At 38.1% G+C, this 15,535-nt stretch carries 18 protein-coding genes; 7 read left to right on the forward strand and 11 right to left on the reverse strand.

Features of this window, described 5'->3' with window-relative positions; genetic code table 11:
- Positions 1-22 precede the first annotated feature (22 nt).
- Genes J7E81_RS13585 through J7E81_RS13595 form a run of 3 tightly spaced genes read right to left on the reverse strand, consistent with a single transcriptional unit; the run spans position 23 to position 3,683 of the window.
- Positions 23-610, reverse strand: a complete 588-nt coding sequence (locus J7E81_RS13585; protein WP_215042863.1) for a DMSO/selenate family reductase complex B subunit — start codon at positions 608-610, stop codon at positions 23-25.
- Positions 611-622: 12 nt separating this feature from the next.
- Complete coding sequence (locus tag J7E81_RS13590) at positions 623-3,019, reverse strand: DMSO/selenate family reductase complex A subunit (RefSeq protein ID WP_215042865.1); 2,397 nt, start codon at positions 3,017-3,019, stop codon at positions 623-625.
- Positions 3,012-3,683, reverse strand: coding sequence for a TorD/DmsD family molecular chaperone (locus J7E81_RS13595; protein ID WP_215042868.1), 672 nt, complete (start codon positions 3,681-3,683; stop codon positions 3,012-3,014). The genes J7E81_RS13590 and J7E81_RS13595 overlap by 8 nt, the downstream gene beginning before the upstream one ends.
- Before the next feature lie 209 nt (positions 3,684-3,892).
- Here J7E81_RS13595 and J7E81_RS13600 point away from each other — a divergent pair, with 209 nt between their 5' ends.
- Positions 3,893-4,189, forward strand: coding sequence for a DUF6509 family protein (locus J7E81_RS13600; RefSeq protein ID WP_215042869.1), 297 nt, complete (start codon positions 3,893-3,895; stop codon positions 4,187-4,189).
- A 36-nt stretch (positions 4,190-4,225) separates the two neighbouring features.
- On the opposite strand, the gene J7E81_RS13605 is transcribed toward J7E81_RS13600, so the two are convergent.
- Positions 4,226-4,429, reverse strand: coding sequence for a cold-shock protein (locus J7E81_RS13605; protein WP_215042871.1), 204 nt, complete (start codon positions 4,427-4,429; stop codon positions 4,226-4,228).
- Positions 4,430-4,788: 359 nt separating this feature from the next.
- Entirely contained in the window at positions 4,789-5,676 is an 888-nt protein-coding gene (gene ku, locus J7E81_RS13610; RefSeq protein WP_215042873.1) for a non-homologous end joining protein Ku, read from the reverse strand.
- Between the two features lie 127 nt (positions 5,677-5,803).
- On the opposite strand from ku, the gene J7E81_RS13615 reads away from it, so the two are divergent.
- A complete protein-coding gene (locus J7E81_RS13615; RefSeq protein ID WP_215042875.1) occupies positions 5,804-7,645 on the forward strand; it encodes a DNA ligase D in 1,842 nt (613 codons plus the stop codon).
- Positions 7,646-7,663: 18 nt separating this feature from the next.
- Here J7E81_RS13615 and dapF read toward each other — a convergent pair whose 3' ends face one another.
- The 4 genes from dapF to J7E81_RS13635 all read right to left on the reverse strand — a co-directional run bounded on the left by dapF (position 7,664) and on the right by J7E81_RS13635 (position 11,114).
- Entirely contained in the window at positions 7,664-8,641 is a 978-nt protein-coding gene (gene dapF / locus J7E81_RS13620) for a diaminopimelate epimerase (protein WP_215042877.1), read from the reverse strand.
- A 71-nt stretch (positions 8,642-8,712) separates the two neighbouring features.
- Positions 8,713-9,498, reverse strand: coding sequence for a hypothetical protein (locus tag J7E81_RS13625; RefSeq protein ID WP_215042879.1), 786 nt, complete (start codon positions 9,496-9,498; stop codon positions 8,713-8,715).
- Positions 9,499-9,779: 281 nt separating this feature from the next.
- Positions 9,780-10,634 (reverse strand): patatin-like phospholipase family protein, encoded by an 855-nt coding sequence (locus tag J7E81_RS13630; protein WP_215042881.1) that lies wholly within the window; start codon positions 10,632-10,634, stop codon positions 9,780-9,782.
- A gap of 156 nt (positions 10,635-10,790) precedes the next feature.
- Positions 10,791-11,114, reverse strand: coding sequence for a DUF4870 domain-containing protein (locus J7E81_RS13635; protein ID WP_215042883.1), 324 nt, complete (start codon positions 11,112-11,114; stop codon positions 10,791-10,793).
- A 180-nt stretch (positions 11,115-11,294) separates the two neighbouring features.
- Here J7E81_RS13635 and J7E81_RS13640 point away from each other — a divergent pair, with 180 nt between their 5' ends.
- Positions 11,295-12,422, forward strand: a complete 1,128-nt coding sequence (locus J7E81_RS13640) for an amidohydrolase (protein WP_215042885.1) — start codon at positions 11,295-11,297, stop codon at positions 12,420-12,422.
- Between the two features lie 302 nt (positions 12,423-12,724).
- Positions 12,725-13,282, forward strand: a complete 558-nt coding sequence (locus J7E81_RS13645) for a GNAT family N-acetyltransferase (RefSeq protein ID WP_215042887.1) — start codon at positions 12,725-12,727, stop codon at positions 13,280-13,282.
- A 44-nt stretch (positions 13,283-13,326) separates the two neighbouring features.
- Here J7E81_RS13645 and J7E81_RS13650 read toward each other — a convergent pair whose 3' ends face one another.
- Together J7E81_RS13650 and J7E81_RS13655 are read right to left on the reverse strand one after the other, a co-directional pair.
- Positions 13,327-13,482: a hypothetical protein gene (locus J7E81_RS13650; protein WP_215042889.1), complete on the reverse strand. Its 156-nt coding sequence runs from the start codon at positions 13,480-13,482 to the stop codon at positions 13,327-13,329.
- A gap of 107 nt (positions 13,483-13,589) precedes the next feature.
- Positions 13,590-14,363 (reverse strand): SDR family oxidoreductase, encoded by a 774-nt coding sequence (locus J7E81_RS13655; protein WP_215042891.1) that lies wholly within the window; start codon positions 14,361-14,363, stop codon positions 13,590-13,592.
- A 170-nt stretch (positions 14,364-14,533) separates the two neighbouring features.
- On the opposite strand from J7E81_RS13655, the gene J7E81_RS13660 reads away from it, so the two are divergent.
- Genes J7E81_RS13660 through J7E81_RS13670 form a run of 3 tightly spaced genes read left to right on the forward strand, consistent with a single transcriptional unit; the run spans position 14,534 to position 15,527 of the window.
- Entirely contained in the window at positions 14,534-14,776 is a 243-nt protein-coding gene (locus J7E81_RS13660; RefSeq protein ID WP_215042893.1) for a spore germination protein, read from the forward strand.
- A gap of 13 nt (positions 14,777-14,789) precedes the next feature.
- Positions 14,790-15,032 carry a spore germination protein gene (locus J7E81_RS13665; protein WP_215042895.1) on the forward strand — a complete coding sequence of 81 codons (243 nt, stop codon included), beginning with the start codon at positions 14,790-14,792 and terminating at the stop codon, positions 15,030-15,032.
- A gap of 21 nt (positions 15,033-15,053) precedes the next feature.
- Positions 15,054-15,527, forward strand: a complete 474-nt coding sequence (locus J7E81_RS13670) for an Hsp20/alpha crystallin family protein (RefSeq protein WP_215042897.1) — start codon at positions 15,054-15,056, stop codon at positions 15,525-15,527.
- The last annotated feature ends 8 nt before the right edge of the window (positions 15,528-15,535 follow it).

The raw sequence follows: 15,535 nt of genomic DNA on the forward strand, positions 1-15,535 counted from the left end.
TTTTCACCTGCTGATATTTTTGTTAACTGCCAAACAGCTTTGCATCCTTATGCGGGGTAATGACAAGGTTTGGATGGGTAATGGCACCACTTGGCATCCCTTTAATTTGATTGATGCTGCCATATTTTTTTCGAATCTCCTCAATTGGCCCAAATTCAATTGCCCGCATTGGACAAGCTGCCACACACACTGGATCATCGCCTTTTTCTTGTAGATCCATACAAAAATCACATTTATTTGATTTAAACACCTTTTTATTGTATTGAGGAGATCCGTATGGACAAGCCTTAATACATAATTGTGCCCCTTGGCATACATCCTGGTCAATTGTTACTACACCGTTATGTTTATCCTTTACAACCGCACCGGTCGGACAGCTTGGAATACAGGAAGCGTTCTGACAATGATTACATGAAATGGAAAAATAAAATGCTTGTATATTTGGAAGCAATCCCTTATTGGATTGTTCAATAAAAGTTCCTTCTTCATATGAGTAAACCCTGCGGAAATTGATGCCAACGTCAAGGTTATTTTTATCCTTACAAGCCACTGTACATGCCTTACAACCGGTACATAGGCTTTGATTAATATAAAATCCCAGCTGTTTCAAATTCCTCACTCCCTATAGTTTTTTAACTTCAATCAGATTTGATAACTGTGGATTAGCCTTTGCTAATGCCGTCGGCCTCTGTGATGTCAGAACATTTACGGAGCCTCGTTGATCAAGTCCATTTTTATCAGGAGAATACCAAGCACCTTGAGGAATTCCAGCAACTCCAGGAGTAATCCTTGGTGTGACCTTTACATCAATCACAAGTGATCCACGATCATTAAATACATGTACACGATCCCCATTTTTAATCCCTCGTTTTTCGGCATCCTTTGGATTTAACCACATTTCTTGCTTGGCTGCTTCCTCAAGCCACTCTTGATTATCGTAGGTGGAGTGGCAGCGCCGCTTATAATGCCAGCTAATCAGTTGAAGTGGATACTTCTTAATAAGAGAGTCCTCTGGTCCTTCCCACGAAGAAATGTATTTAGCAATTGCGGGTATTTCATCATGCTGATTCATATCCCATAAGGACTTCGAAAACAGCTCAATCTTCCCGGAAGGAGTTTCGAATGGATTTTTTTCGAAGTCATCAATTTGCTTTTTAAAACCAACTAATGGCTCACTATAGGTAAAGTGATGAACTCCTTTTTTACGGAAGTCTTCAAATGCTGGGAAATTTGGGTCAAGCTCTTGTTTTGTCCTCTCAACGCTTTCCTTTACGAGATCCAGAATGGATTTTCCTTCTGTAAACTGTTCCTTTAGTCCCAGCTTTTCAGCGATATCTGCAAACACATCATATTCATTTCGGCATTCATACAGTGGATCAAGGGTCTTATCCCCGAAGACCACATAATCTCCAAAACACCATGGTACGCCAATATCGTAGCGTTCAAAGAACGTCGTTCCCGGTAATAATATGTCCGCATATTTTGCACTCGGGGTCATAAAGAGATCGCTGACTACAATAAACTCTACTTTACTTTCATCCTCGATCAGTTTTCGTGTTTTATTGATATCGGCATGCTGATTTATCAGCATATTACCTGCCATATTAAAAATCATTTTAATATTGGTTTTTAATTTTTCCGTTCCTTGTAATCCATCGGCAGCAGTCATTTCTGTCCCTTTTTCAACTGCAGTAGTCCAAAGGAAACAGGGAATGGAAGCTTTAACTGGGTTTTCGTCAAAAAAAGGATAAACAATATTACTGCGGCTCCAATAGCCAGTCCCAGCAGCCCAGCCTCCCAGTTTACCAACGTTTCCTGTTATACAGGCCAATTGTGCGCCGCCGCGCATGAATTGCTCTCCAAATGCTTGTCGCTGTGCAGCCCAGCCTTGAATCAACGCAGCAGGTTTGGTTTGAGCATAATCGCGGGCTATTTCCCGAATTTTATTAGCGGGTACGCCACAAATCCTTTCGGCCCATTCAGGAGTTTTAGGTATGCCATCGTTTTTCCCAAGTAAATAGCTTTTTAGTGATTCATCTTTCGAAACACCATCAGGCATATGATTCTCATCAAATCCAAGACAGTATTTATCAAGGAAAGCCTGATCGTGAAGTTTTTCACTAACAATCACATACCCCATGGCATCCATCATCGCAGTATCTGTTGTTGGAAGAATGGGTATCCACTCATCAGAGAAGGCTATGGCAGTATCGGTATATCTTGGGTCAATTACGACTACTTTTGCCCCATTCTTCTTTGCTTGCATTAAATATTCACGATACGGTGTGGAGAAAATCATTTCAGAAGGGTTTTGCCCCCATAAAATAATATATTTGGAATGGAGCAAAGAATCAAAGCTGCTTCCCGAGTTATTTGTTCCATAAGTATAAGGAGTGGCAACATTACCTGCACCAGAACTGTAGTCATTTCGGGAATTCAAATAGCCGCCAGTTAAGGCTAAGAGTTTTTTGGCAGCACTCACTCCGCCATGTATTCCCCAACATTGACCTGATGCATAGTTAACATACCTAGATTCAGGGCCATATGTATCTCCAGTTCTTTTTACCTGTGCAGCAATAGACTCAATGGCCTCTTCCCAAGAAATCCTCTCAAATTTCCCTTCGCCCCGTTTACCCACTCGTTTCATAGGGTATTTAAGACGATCAGGATGATAAAGCATGCTTCGATAGTTTCTTCCTCTGATACAGGCCCTTAGTGGAGGATGAGAGAGGTCTCCGCCCTCTTGAGTATCTGTACTAACTCGGACTACAACCCCGTCTTTTACATGGGCTTTAATGATACAACGTCCTCCGCAGTTCGTAACACTGCAGGTTGAAATAATCGTCTCTGCACTTTCTTCTTTAGCACTTACTGGTTTAGTTTCTTCGTTACGTTCGACCAGCATCTTTGTCCCTATTCCACCGGCAATAACCGGGATACCAATTGCGCTTGACCATTTTAAAAAGGTTCGTCTCTCCATTTTATTTGTCAACAAGTTCTTTAAGTGGTTTTCAGACATTTTCTACTGCCTCCTTAATTTCCAATAAAGTTGTCAAATCAAAGTTTAAAAAGTCTTCAAGAACCATGGCTGCACCTAGGTATAGGCGGCTAGTAGTATGATCCACAACCCGTTTACAAAATTCTGGAATCCAAATGGTTAGGTGCTCTTTAAGAAAGTCAATTTGACTCGAAATCAGTTCCTGAATCTTTTCAATGTCTAAGGCTTGCAAACTTAACTTGATTAGAAAAATCATAAACTCAAATTCAAGGAGTAAATGATCTTCCGGCTCATTATTTTCGTGGATCGATTTCAGTCCAAATTGGTGATATAGCTCTCTGACCTGGAGCGTCCATTCTTCAAATAAAAGATGCTCCTTGCTTCGATAATACGACTCCCAGGGAGGAGCGACTAATGAACCCGGACCAATAAATAACCGACAGTATTCTTCTCTTTCCGTGTTCACTTTTTCATTTGTAGTTAATTGTTCAAAAGCACTGGCGAGAATTCTCCCACCTTCATGGAACTCTTTTAATTCGTCAAAATTCCTCACAAGCCTCTCATCAAATAAAAAATGGTGCATGGCTGGTTCTAAGAATAACGTATGGAGAATTTGGTAAAAGTTTTTTCTAGCTAATAAAAATGGATATAATTGATTATGTATTGAATCTTTTGTTGTTGTCATTGCCTTCTCTCCTCATGTGTGAATTGTTGACACCAACTACCTTCATTGTAAGCACTTATAAATCAATCTTACCGTAATCTAGTATAGTCCGGTTGACTTTGTGCAATTATTCACATTAAATTCAAAATCCTTGATATTACAGTAACTAATATCACATTTGGGTTATTCCTAAAAATGTGTATAATAAGAGAGTCAATACACAGAAAAGGATGATAGAGTTGAACATTACAGGCCACGAAGTGGATAAATTAGAGGATCCATTTGGTTTACTATCTGGAGACCGTTATGAGTTTTTTCTAGAGCTCGAAGTCGATGAGGAGGATGAATTGTATTCTGAGAAAGGTGTCGGTTTAAAGTGTATTTTTGTACACGATGAAAGCGGAGATAAAATAACCAGCTACCACTTTTTTGAACGCGGGACTGAAAAGGTACTTGATTTTGAATTAGAGGAAGATGAAGAAGAGTTAGTCCTATCTTACTGTAAAAACATTATAGAAAACGAATAAAGCAGGGGCATTATGCTCCCTGCTTTATTTGTTTTTCTACATGAAATTTTTACTATGGTTATGAATCACTTGCAGTTCTTTCGTTGATTGCCTCATTTCACTTTTGCAAATTGGGCAAAGTGGAACCTCACTGCTTTTAAAATTATCCCGAACCCAGCACTTACACGATTCAGAGGTACATTCCCAAATCTTTGTTTCTTCTAATTTAATTTCTTCTTCATTTTTTCTGCCAAACGCCAAAACGATCACTCCTTATAGGTAGTTATGCCTGTTTTTAGCTTAAAACGCATCCCCAGCTATTATTCTAGTAATACTAATACATAAAAAAGTGATGCTTTACCAATTGTTGCATCACCATTTTAATTTTGTTGACCATTCTACAAAATAAAAAAGACGTACCCTACACGTTAGGTAAAAGAGCTTCCCCCACTTTCGTGCAGCTACGACCACTTAAATCAGATAATACCGAAACATTAAAACATATTTAAATTATAACACAATTTTTACTCCAGGTCAATTTTAGAAACTAATTCAATCTGAAAGAAAGACCAAGTGAAATGAACCTGGTCCTTCACTTTATATTTAGACTGACATTTGTGCTAGGCTTCTTTTTTTACCTTGGATGGGGCCTTTTTTCTAGGCGCTGCAGCTGCTTTTTTAGGTTTCGTTATCTCAGGTTTTGAAGGCTTCAGAGCTGATGTTGTTGTTTTATTTGGTTTCGTCCGGTCAATCGACGCTTGTAAAGCTGCCATGAGGTCTGTAACATTGGATGCTACTTCTTTACTAGCTGATGTTACTGTCTCCTGTCCCGTTCGTTTTGACTCAATTAATTCTAATAGAGCGGTGCGATATTCGTCCGTATATTTTTCAGGCTCAAACGTGGTCGTTAACTGATCAATCAGTAATATAGCTGTTTCTAATTCTCTCTCCGTTACTTTATTCTCTACTGGAACATTAGGAACATCTCCAGCTTTACGGACCTCATCTGGATAATGAATCGTTTCCATCACCAATGTATTTTCGTATACGCGAATAACCGCAAGTTGTTCCTTAGAGCGAATAATAATTTTAGCCAGTCCAACTTTTTGGGACTCTTGTAATGCCTTACGCAGTAAGGAATATGCCTTACTTCCGCCCTCATTCGGGGACATATAATACGTTCGATCAAAATAAATAGGGTCAATCTCTTCAATTTTAACGAAATCAATGATTTCAACTGCCTTTTCTTCATTTTCTTTGCGCAGTTTTTCTAATTCTTCATGATCAAGGACGACAAACTTGCCTTTTGTATACTCGTAAGCTTTTACAATATCCTCTGGTTTTACTTCTTCTTCACAGACAGTACAGATTTTTTCATATTTAATGGGAGCATGACATTTATTGTGCAGGGTGCGAAGCTTTATATCCTTGTCTTCGGTTGCGGTATGAAGCTTGATGGGAATGTTTACAAGCCCAAAACTAATACTGCCTTTCCACATCGTATGCATAGATATTCTCCATTCTTTTTATTTTTATTTTGCGGTAAAGCCTCAACTTCATCCCTTAAAAGATTTGGAAAAGGATGAAGTGAAATTAATTGAAGCAGAATAAGGGAAAAAGAAGGGAAACGTACCGATGAAGCCGATGCTGCCAAGTTTAACCTTTGATCTTCCCGTACGGCCTGATTGGCAATACGAGGTCAAATATGATGGTTTTCGGGCCATGCTAACCTGGAATCACAAGGGGATTGAACTAATAAGCAGGAATGGAAAGAATTTATTACCTCAATTCCCGGAAATTAAACAGTTCCTTTTGCAACATGAAGCCCAGTTTAAACCCTATTTACCCTTGCAATTAGATGGTGAACTTGTTAGTTTGGAAAACACACATAAAGCGAACTTTTCTGCCATCCAGGTCAGAGGACGACTAAAGTCCGAAAAAAAAATTGAAGAGCAAGCAGCTCGTTTTCCCTGCCGTCTAATGGTGTTTGATCTATTGTTGGTAAAAGGGAATGGAATCTATACAGAACCCTTTTATAAAAGAAAAGAAGCGCTAGAGGAATTATTCCAAGCAGCTGGTTTTAAGTTAAAAGCTGATCCGTATAACGATCAACTGCTTCAATACGTAATAGCCCATGATGATTTTAATGAATTATGGGAAAAAGTGGTCTTGTATGATGGGGAAGGCATTATTGCTAAATTTAAAAATAGTCTTTGGGAGGAAGGTAAACGCACGCTGCAGTGGTTAAAGTATAAAAACTGGAAATATGTCAGCTGCTTTGTAACAGCATATGAAAAAACAAATGGCTATTTTTATATAGGTGTTTATCAAGACAAAAAAATATGTTCAATTGGACAAGTTCTATTTGGTTTTAAACCAGAAGAAAAAGATGCCTTACAACAAACAATAAAACAAAATATGATTAATGAGGACGATCGATTTATTTATGTTGAACCTGCTATCTGCCTTGAAGTGAAATATTTAGAACTATATGACAATCAACTGCGTGAACCTCATTTTGACCATTTTCGATTTGATCTACAACCTGCTGATTGCACCTATGACCGATTTATGTTTGCTCAAAAAAATCTGCCTCAAGAGCTGGAGATAACCCATCCGGATAAACCCTTATGGGAAAAGTTCAACATTCAAAAGGCTGATTATATTCTCTACCTGCGGGAAGTTTCACCATTTATGCTGCCCTTTTTAAAGGACAGGCTCTTAACAGTTATTCGTTATCCCCATGGAATGTTTGGAGAGGCTTTTTATCAAAAAAATTGTCCAGATTATGCTCCAGAATTTGTGAAGACTAAAGAGGCAGAAGGCATCCATTACATTTTGTGTAATAACCTTAAAACCCTTGTGTGGCTTGGAAACCAATTGGCCATTGAGTTCCATATCCCTTTTCAAACCACCAAAAGCATGGGACCCAGTGAAATCGTTTTTGATTTGGACCCGCCATCAAAAGATGCCTTTCAATTAGCGGTCAAAGCCGCTCGATTGATAAAAGACGTACTAGACCAATTAAATCTGGTTGGTTTTATTAAAACCTCAGGAAATAAAGGTTTGCAGATTTACCTTCCTTTGCCGGAAAATGTGTATACTTACGATGATACACGATTATTCACCAGCTTTATTGCGGAATATTTGATTTCAAAGGATCCTGATTCTTTCACGATTGAACGGATGAAAAAAAATCGTAATAACAGGTTATATGTTGACTATGTACAGCATTCTGAAGGTAAAACGATTGTCGCTCCCTACTCAATGAGAGGAAACGAACATGCCGGTGTCGCTACCCCTCTTTATTGGGAGGAAGTGAATGACAAACTTGATTTATTCTCCTTTAATATGGAGAATGCGCTAAAACGAATCCGCAGTCAAGGTGACCCTTTTATGGACTATTTTCAAACAAAGCAACTGCAGCCCTTTGCTCCGGTCCTTGAGTTTTTAAAAAACACCAGTAAAAAAGGATAAGGTGATATACCTTATCCTTTAAAGCGATTGCTTTATTTTTTCCTGTGCTGCCACTTGGAGCTTCTCATAGGTATCTTGTTCTGTAAAATTGGTTTTTGATGAAACAGAGAAAGTTTTTTCATTTAGTGATAACTCAATGAAAGCACGATAAAGATAGGTTGCATTTCCAATTAGATCAATTGTATAGGTATCTTCCGTTTTATGAACCACACATTGGACTTTACCGCCATTATTATAAACGTTGATTGCTGTTTCAAAGGCATTTAAATCGGTTAAGCAAGTAACCAATGACGAAGCTGACATGGCTGTACCACAGGCATTTGTAAAACCTACTCCGCGCTCAAAGGTGCGGACGTATATAGAGCCTCTTTCAAGCGGCTTTACAAAGCTGACATTTACCCCATCCGGGAATAAATCATTGGGACCATTCACTTTTTCACTAAGCTGTTTTTGGAGATTACTTTCAAGCTGCTCTGTTTCTACCATTGCAATCAAATGCGGGTTGGGTACCGCCAGAGCGGTAAACCTTAACTCATCTGAAAGCTCCTTGATTCTTTCGTTAAAAAGAGTCGGTTTATTTAGGTTTAATGGGAGTGCCTTTAGCTCAAACAGGACCGGAGAAATCTCAACCTGGTAGGTGTGAACCTGAGGAAATATATCCTCTTGTTTTCTAACCTTTAGATTTGCTTTCATTGTTTCAATAACTGCCTGGTTAATTCCTTTCAGTTCACAGATATATCTGGCCACAAGACGGAGGCCGTTTCCACACATGGACGCTTCAGAACCATCTGCATTAAAGACACGCATTCTTCCATCCGTTTGCCCACTTTTCATGATAAACAAAATTCCGTCGGCTCCTAGCTCGGAATCACGGTTACAAAAAATCTTTGCAAGGTTTGCTCTATCTTCTTCCGTAAACGCATAGTCATTTGAGATTTCATCGATGAGAAGAAAATCATTTCCTGATCCATGACCTTTAATTATATCAATTTGCACATCTTTTACCCCCAGAATCATAACTTAAATCCATCATATCAAACATTATTATGGAAGGAAACTGTCTTGTATTATCTCTCAATAAAGTATTCATTAATTAATAACGACATTCTAAGCAGCCTGTCCTCTTCCGAAAAATCTTCTGTAAGCGATAGTACCGGTGTATTGGGCTCTGGAAATAACGGACTCCATTCAATCGGCATCCACCCTCTCCGCAGTCGACCCACCTCTTTTAGACCACGATCATAAACGAGTTCATCCATAAAGAATGATGATCCCTCTACCTCACCAATGAATCTTCCGTTACGGTCAAACAGCTCTTTTTTTACTTTCCGAAAGCTGATATTCCTTTTTTCAAATCTGCCTAAATAGAGCCGATTTCTATCAAAAACATTAATCTTTATCACTTTCCTGCCTTTTAACTTAAAATATCCCAGTACCTGGTCATCTATATTATATAAAGCATAAGTTCGCGACGGTTTTAACCTCTCTATACCCGTTCCTCGATATTTTTTTATGTGCCCAGCCATATGACCATTGGGAAAATAGATGAACAATCTAGAGGACTGTGAGTTCCTGTAAAGTATTAAAAGATGACGGGCATTAAAAATAGAAGTGGAAATATCTCTAGAAGTATTCATATTGCGTTTAATCGTGATAGATTGGTTCATTCTAAATAGATAGACTTGAAAACTAATTAGGCTATAAATCATAAACGGAAGCACAAATAGCATGATTTCCCTTTGCTTCAAAACAGAAAGATTTCCTACTATGATAATTGTGGTTGGCACCAGAGCGGCAATACTACCATTTAAGTTCATATTAGCTGTATCCCGGTAATATTCATTTATTTTCATCCAGATAACCCCTTATCAATTCCTCTACTAAGAGTTTATTTAATAGGATTAAAAAAAATGATAGGAGTTTTTAAAAAGTAGGCTGTGTGAAAGGTTATTGTTGATTGGAGCGGAAGGCGGCGAAGACTCCTGCGGGAGTACGGGGCAGGGGAGACCCCACAGGCGCAAGTGCGCCGAGGAGGCTCCCCGGCACGCCCGCGGAAAGCGAAGCCGCCTGGAGAGGAAATCAATATTCAAGATTAACACAGCCAAAAAGTAAGGAGAGCCTGCTAGACTCTCCACTAACCTTCTAAATAAGAATTAATTTTATTCATTGATTCCTGTGCATCCCGGTAACCTTGGCGATACAAATCTTCTAACCTTTGTGGATTTCTTTCCATACGCCCTACTTTTAATGGCTCAGATGGACGAATAATCAGCACATTACCTGCTGTTTCCTCTTTTTCTAAATAATCCAGGGTATTGTTATAAATTTGATACCTTCTCCGTAATGATTGTTGTAACCCCTTGTAATTCGGGTACTTCCTATCTACAAGAAAATTAAATTTTGATGTTTTTTTATAATAACCCTTATTCCTAGTTAAAATAACAATATTTTTTTTAAAGCCATCATCTTGCGCTTTCTTGATAGGTATAGGATCACTTATCCCGCCGTCAAGAAGAATTTTTTCTTGGTACCGGATTTCTGGAGCGATAAATGGCAGCGAGCTCGATGCCCTAAGTACGGTTAGCAAATCTTGCCCATATTCCTGCTTTTTAAAGTACACCGGCAACCCAGTTAAGCAATCAGTTGCCCCAACCACAAATTCGACTGGACTGTTATAAAATACATCATAATGATAAGGTACATGTTGATTAGGGATTTCATCAAAAATAAAATCCATTCCAAAGAACTGCCTGTTTTTGAAATAATTTCTCCACGATATATATCTTGGATCACTAGCATATTCAACTGTTACCGTCTTATTTCTGCCTTTTTGCTTTGATAAATAAGACGCTGCATTACAGGCTCCTGCTGAAACACCGATAACGTAAGGAAAAAACAATTCCTGTTCTAAAAAATATTCCAGGATCCCGGCAGTATAAACCCCACGCATCCCGCCGCCCTCTAGAACTAATCCTGTTTGGTTTAACAAACTGCCTCACCCCTTATAAAATAAAAAAATACATCTCTTATTATAGAATATGGGTTACCGTATGCAAACAAATAGACTTTAATAATCCTGTAATACTTATTTAATAAACAAGCCAAAACCCGACAAATCTTTGCCGGGTTCTCATTCTGCCTTTTATTATTTAATTAATCTAAATATCCATGGAAACCGATATTCTTTTCCTTCATAAGCTTTAACAGCTGCGATAATGCTAAAAATAAGCGCTGCAATCCCTAACGCCCATAACAGAAAAATACCAATAATTACGATTGACAAGATACCTGCTACAATGGAATAGACAAAATAAGAAATAAAAAAGTTAAAGTATTCTTTCCCATGTACATCAATAAAAGTGGACTCTTCTTTTTTTAATAACCAAATAATCAGTGGTGCTATAATAGGAAAAAACAAGCTTAGGACATACAAACCTGCCGCTAATAGCCTTTCTTCACTCTTTACCATTTCCTATCCCCCATTAAAAATAATTTTTCTCTACGCTAATATTTACGCTTTTACATTATAAAGGTTTCGTGATTTTAAAATAAATCCGCAAATTAAATTATCATGAGCTGACTTTTCCTGTGACACATATGTTGCTAAAATAGATAAAATACTATTAACAACATATAGAAAGGTATTACTATGGATAAAATACTTTTGAAAAATGCAACTATTTATCCGGTTACCTCTAAACCGGCAAAGTATACCGACCTCCTTATCGAAAATGGCAGGATAAAAAAAATCGGCAGGAATTTAAAATCAGATTTAACAGTAAAAATAATCGACTGTTCCGACGCTTATTTATTTCCTGGTTTTATTGATGTTCATACACACTTAGGTTTATATGATGAAGGGACTGGCTGGGCCGGTAATGACGCCAATGAAACAGTTGAAGCCCTCACACCGCATATCCGAGCGATTGATGGTGTATATCCATTAGATCAGGCTTTTACCGATGCCATTAAAAGCGGAATTACAACTGTTCATGTGATGCCAGGCAGTGCAAACGTTATTGGTGGTACTACTTCTGTTATTAAAACAACTGGGAAAAACATTAAGAAAATGATAGTGAAGGAGATCGCAGGGTTAAAAATTGCCTTAGGAGAAAATCCAAAGAGGATCCACAGCCATGGTAATAGTGATTCCATTACTCGAATGGGGATTATGGGAATGTTAAGGGAGGCTTTCTACAAGGCGATCCATACAGACAATCCTGAAGATCTTCGAATTGCACCGCTTGTAAGGGCTTTAAAAAGAGAAATACCGGTTAGAATCCATGCCCACCGTGCCGATGATATTATTACGGCCCTGCGTTTTGCGGAGGAATTCCAGCTTGATTTGCGTATTGAACATTGTACAGAAGGACATTTAATAGCAAATGAATTAGCAGGACTTGATCTAAAGGTTTCTGTAGGGCCTACACTAACCAGAAGATCTAAAGTGGAATTAAAAAATAAAACATGGAAAACGTATGAAATTTTGACTAATCACGGTTTGGAGGTATCCATTACAACAGACCATCCTTATACACCCATCCAATACTTAAATATTTGCGCGAGCCTTGCCGTTCGTGAAGGATTACCAGAACAAAAAGCCATTGAAGGAATTACCATTCTCCCAGCAAGAAACCTAAAAATTGACGATCGAGTCGGCAGTATTGAGGAAGGGAAGGATGCCGATTTAGTTCTCTGGACCCATCACCCTTTTCATTATTTAGCGAAGCCGAAATGGACAATGATTGGCGGTGAAATTGTTTATTCGGAAGGCTAAAAAAGTGTAGAAAATTGGTAAAAAATATTAGCGAAAAACCGCAAAAAACCTATTTCTTTTTTTCAATTTTTCTTGTATTATACTCTAAGTAAATGATTTTGGACCTGTTTGATTTGGGGGTTTATCAACATAATTAGGTAACAAAAAAATGATATAGGGAAGGCAAATGGTGCGCCACCAGTTTACTGGTTCTAGTGGGTTCGATTCCCACCCCGAAATTTTTTACGCAATTCTATAAAAAATTTCGAGGGTGGACCGCTTCTTTACACATGGGATCGGAATGCCCTAATGGAGGGATTTTCATGTTGAAAAAACGTGATCTTCATGACAGCCACACACTGTACGAATTAATGACGCATCCAGATGTCTTCCCTTTTGTACGTCAAAAAGCTGACTCATATGAAGAATTTTTATTTATGACGAAACAAACGATTGAGGCAGAAGAACGGGGTGAGTTAATTTCACGCACCATTCTTGATGAATGGGGCACCCCAATCGGCACCATCAATTTGTTTGACATCCAAGATAACGCTGGCTTTTTAGGGACTTGGCTGGGCAAACCCTACCATGGTAAAGGGTATAATAGCCCTGCTAAGGAAGCTTTTTTCAACGAGCTCTTTTATGAAGCCGGGATTGAGACTATTTTTATGCGAATTCGAAAAGTAAATATTCGCTCGATTAAAGCCGCAGAAAAACTTCCTTATGTTGTAAAAGCAAACGAAACGCGAGCATCACTTTATGGACAATTAAATGCAAATGAAGTTGTTTATGACTTATATGAAATACCAAAAGACCTGTATACCTTCCATCTGTTACGCATAGGAACAGATGAAACAGATTCTAAGTTATTAGAAGCCTAAAAAAGCAATCGGCTAGCCGATTGCTTTTCTTTTTTTTATAAAAATCATGATTCCAATGTATTTTGGTCATTGATCCCTTCACTCATTCCCATATGGAGCAAAAATTCGTCTAATTCCTCATTTGTTAACGTTTCAAAGCGGCCATCTTGAAAAAAAACCTGGGTTTGATTTGGATTAATTCGGTTCATGTTAAAACTCATACTATTCTTTGCTCCTTTCATAGATGAATAAATTCTAGTATCTACAAAAGTTGCCATATTCATTCATAAAATCAAATTGTTCAAAAACTTTAGAAGATATCTACTTTTTACGTTCTTAATGCCTTTCCGAGGACATCAAACCCGCCAGTTACTGGAATAATGCTTCCTGTAATAAAATCAGATCTTTCATCAATTAAAAATTGGATAACGCGAGCGATATCTTCACCCGTTCCCTGTCTACCAACCGAGTGATTTTCACTGCTTAATGAGAGGGAATCTTTAATGTTTTTTTCCTTCCATTCATTTGTAATATCTCCAGGGCAAATCATATTCGCAGTTATTCCATGCTCCCTTTCTTCCATTGCCATAGTTCTAGTTAAAGATGCTAAACCAGTCTTAGCCGCAGCAAAGGCGGATCGAAAAATCCATCCTGGAGTGGTTTCAACCCGGTCGAACCCTAACGTTATAATTCTCCCCCAGTTTTGTTTCCTCATTATAGGGATGATCAATTTTGACAAATAAAATACTGCTGTTAAATTACCTTGAATTAAATAATCCCATTCCTCAAAAGAGTAATCTGTCAATTTTTTTCGTTCGTGTATGTATGGACCCGCATTATGAACTAAGACATCTATACCCGAATAAGCTAAAAGAGTCTCATTCACTATGCGCTTACAATCCTCTTTGTTGGCAACATCGCCTTGGATGGCAATATTTTTCGTCCCGTAATGATCATTTAATTGCTTTGCTAAGAAAACAGCTTCTGACTCACTTTTTCGATAGTTGATCACAAGTTGATACCCATTTTCCGCAAGCAATTCTGCCGTTTTTTTGCCGATACCAGAAGCTCCGCCTGTAATCAAAGCCGTTTTCTTGTTCACAATCATTACCTCTCTATAAAAAGAATTCTCTCTTTATATATATGTTAAAAAGAAATGTTTTTATATGCAAATTTTATCTCCTGTCCCTTTTTATGGGATAGGAAGTTTTAATAACGGATGGGCGAGTAGTTGCATATGATACGGATAACAACAATAAAGGATGTGACAGGATGCAGACTGTAATTAATATCTTCAGCCTGAAAATCAACAGTGTTTCTAACAACGGGTCTGTCAACATCGGCGAAGCCCTTCATAATGCACATACTGCTAATTCAAAATCCCAAGGTCAAAATTCATCCTATGGAGATTTTGCACCGCCCACTGCGGCCATGGAGAATGTTTTTATTGATCCAGATCTGAATGATATGGGTGATATCGCAAATCCATCGAATGTCTATAGTAATTCGATATAAAGGACTGAAAAAAATGCCTTTTCAGATAAACGTTTTTAATATCAAGACGAATTCCATAGCTAACAATGCAAATATTTCTTTAGGGCCGGCCGTCCAGAATAGCCATACCGCCAACCAAAAATGGATAGGATCCAATTTTGCCTTAGGGGATTTATCTCCTTCGAGTTCTTTTTCATTAAATGGCTTTGGTGACACAGATATTAGTGACCAAGACCAAATTGCGAACCCTTCCGCACCAATTGCAAATCAATTTTAGCGTTAGAGAGGTTGAAAGAAAATGTTTCCTTGGAATATGTTTCCTTTTACAAAGGATATGAAAGATTCATTACAAAAAATGAAACCGGATGAGATTAACAATTACGTTCAAGATCTTATTGGAAAAATAATGCCCAACAACATGGGTGATATGATGAATCATCAAGATTTATTTAGAAACTTTCAAGCATCTGATACAAAACAAAGGTCTGCCAATGCATTGAATTCGACCGCCTTTGAGACACATGATTATGTATTTGTAAGAATTCCTATTCGTAACGAAGAATGGTTGAACCAGCTACGCCTCTACCATACGTCAAATCAGCTTATTGTAGAACATATTCCTGATCGAGAAGATTCTAATACGATTACTCTTCCCGCTATTGTTAAAAAGAAAGGCGGTACGGCAAATTATAAAGATGGAGTTCTAGAAATAAAAATTCCTAAAAATATTGATATGCAATACTCACAAATCGACGTGACAGAAATTCTGTAAGCGTTGAT

The organism is Bacillus sp. ISL-18, from assembly GCF_018613415.1.
Classification (GTDB): domain Bacteria; phylum Bacillota; class Bacilli; order Bacillales; family Cytobacillaceae; genus Neobacillus.

Excerpts from the sequence above, each read along its gene's own strand:
- J7E81_RS13595 (WP_215042868.1), bottom strand. The coding sequence starts at position 3,683 with ATGACAACAACAAAAGATTCAATACATAATCAATTATATCCATTTTTA.
- J7E81_RS13670 (WP_215042897.1), top strand. The coding sequence starts at position 15,054 with ATGTTTCCTTGGAATATGTTTCCTTTTACAAAGGATATGAAAGATTCA.
- J7E81_RS13635 (WP_215042883.1), bottom strand. The coding sequence starts at position 11,114 with ATGGTAAAGAGTGAAGAAAGGCTATTAGCGGCAGGTTTGTATGTCCTA.
- J7E81_RS13650 (WP_215042889.1), bottom strand. The coding sequence starts at position 13,482 with ATGAGTTTTAACATGAACCGAATTAATCCAAATCAAACCCAGGTTTTT.
- J7E81_RS13600 (WP_215042869.1), top strand. The coding sequence starts at position 3,893 with ATGATAGAGTTGAACATTACAGGCCACGAAGTGGATAAATTAGAGGAT.
- J7E81_RS13640 (WP_215042885.1), top strand. The coding sequence starts at position 11,295 with ATGGATAAAATACTTTTGAAAAATGCAACTATTTATCCGGTTACCTCT.
- J7E81_RS13590 (WP_215042865.1), bottom strand. The coding sequence starts at position 3,019 with ATGTCTGAAAACCACTTAAAGAACTTGTTGACAAATAAAATGGAGAGA.
- J7E81_RS13625 (WP_215042879.1), bottom strand. The coding sequence starts at position 9,498 with ATGAAAATAAATGAATATTACCGGGATACAGCTAATATGAACTTAAAT.
- J7E81_RS13615 (WP_215042875.1), top strand. The coding sequence starts at position 5,804 with ATGAAGCCGATGCTGCCAAGTTTAACCTTTGATCTTCCCGTACGGCCT.
- J7E81_RS13645 (WP_215042887.1), top strand. The coding sequence starts at position 12,725 with ATGTTGAAAAAACGTGATCTTCATGACAGCCACACACTGTACGAATTA.
- J7E81_RS13660 (WP_215042893.1), top strand. The coding sequence starts at position 14,534 with ATGCAGACTGTAATTAATATCTTCAGCCTGAAAATCAACAGTGTTTCT.
- J7E81_RS13665 (WP_215042895.1), top strand. The coding sequence starts at position 14,790 with ATGCCTTTTCAGATAAACGTTTTTAATATCAAGACGAATTCCATAGCT.
- ku (WP_215042873.1), bottom strand. The coding sequence starts at position 5,676 with ATGCATACGATGTGGAAAGGCAGTATTAGTTTTGGGCTTGTAAACATT.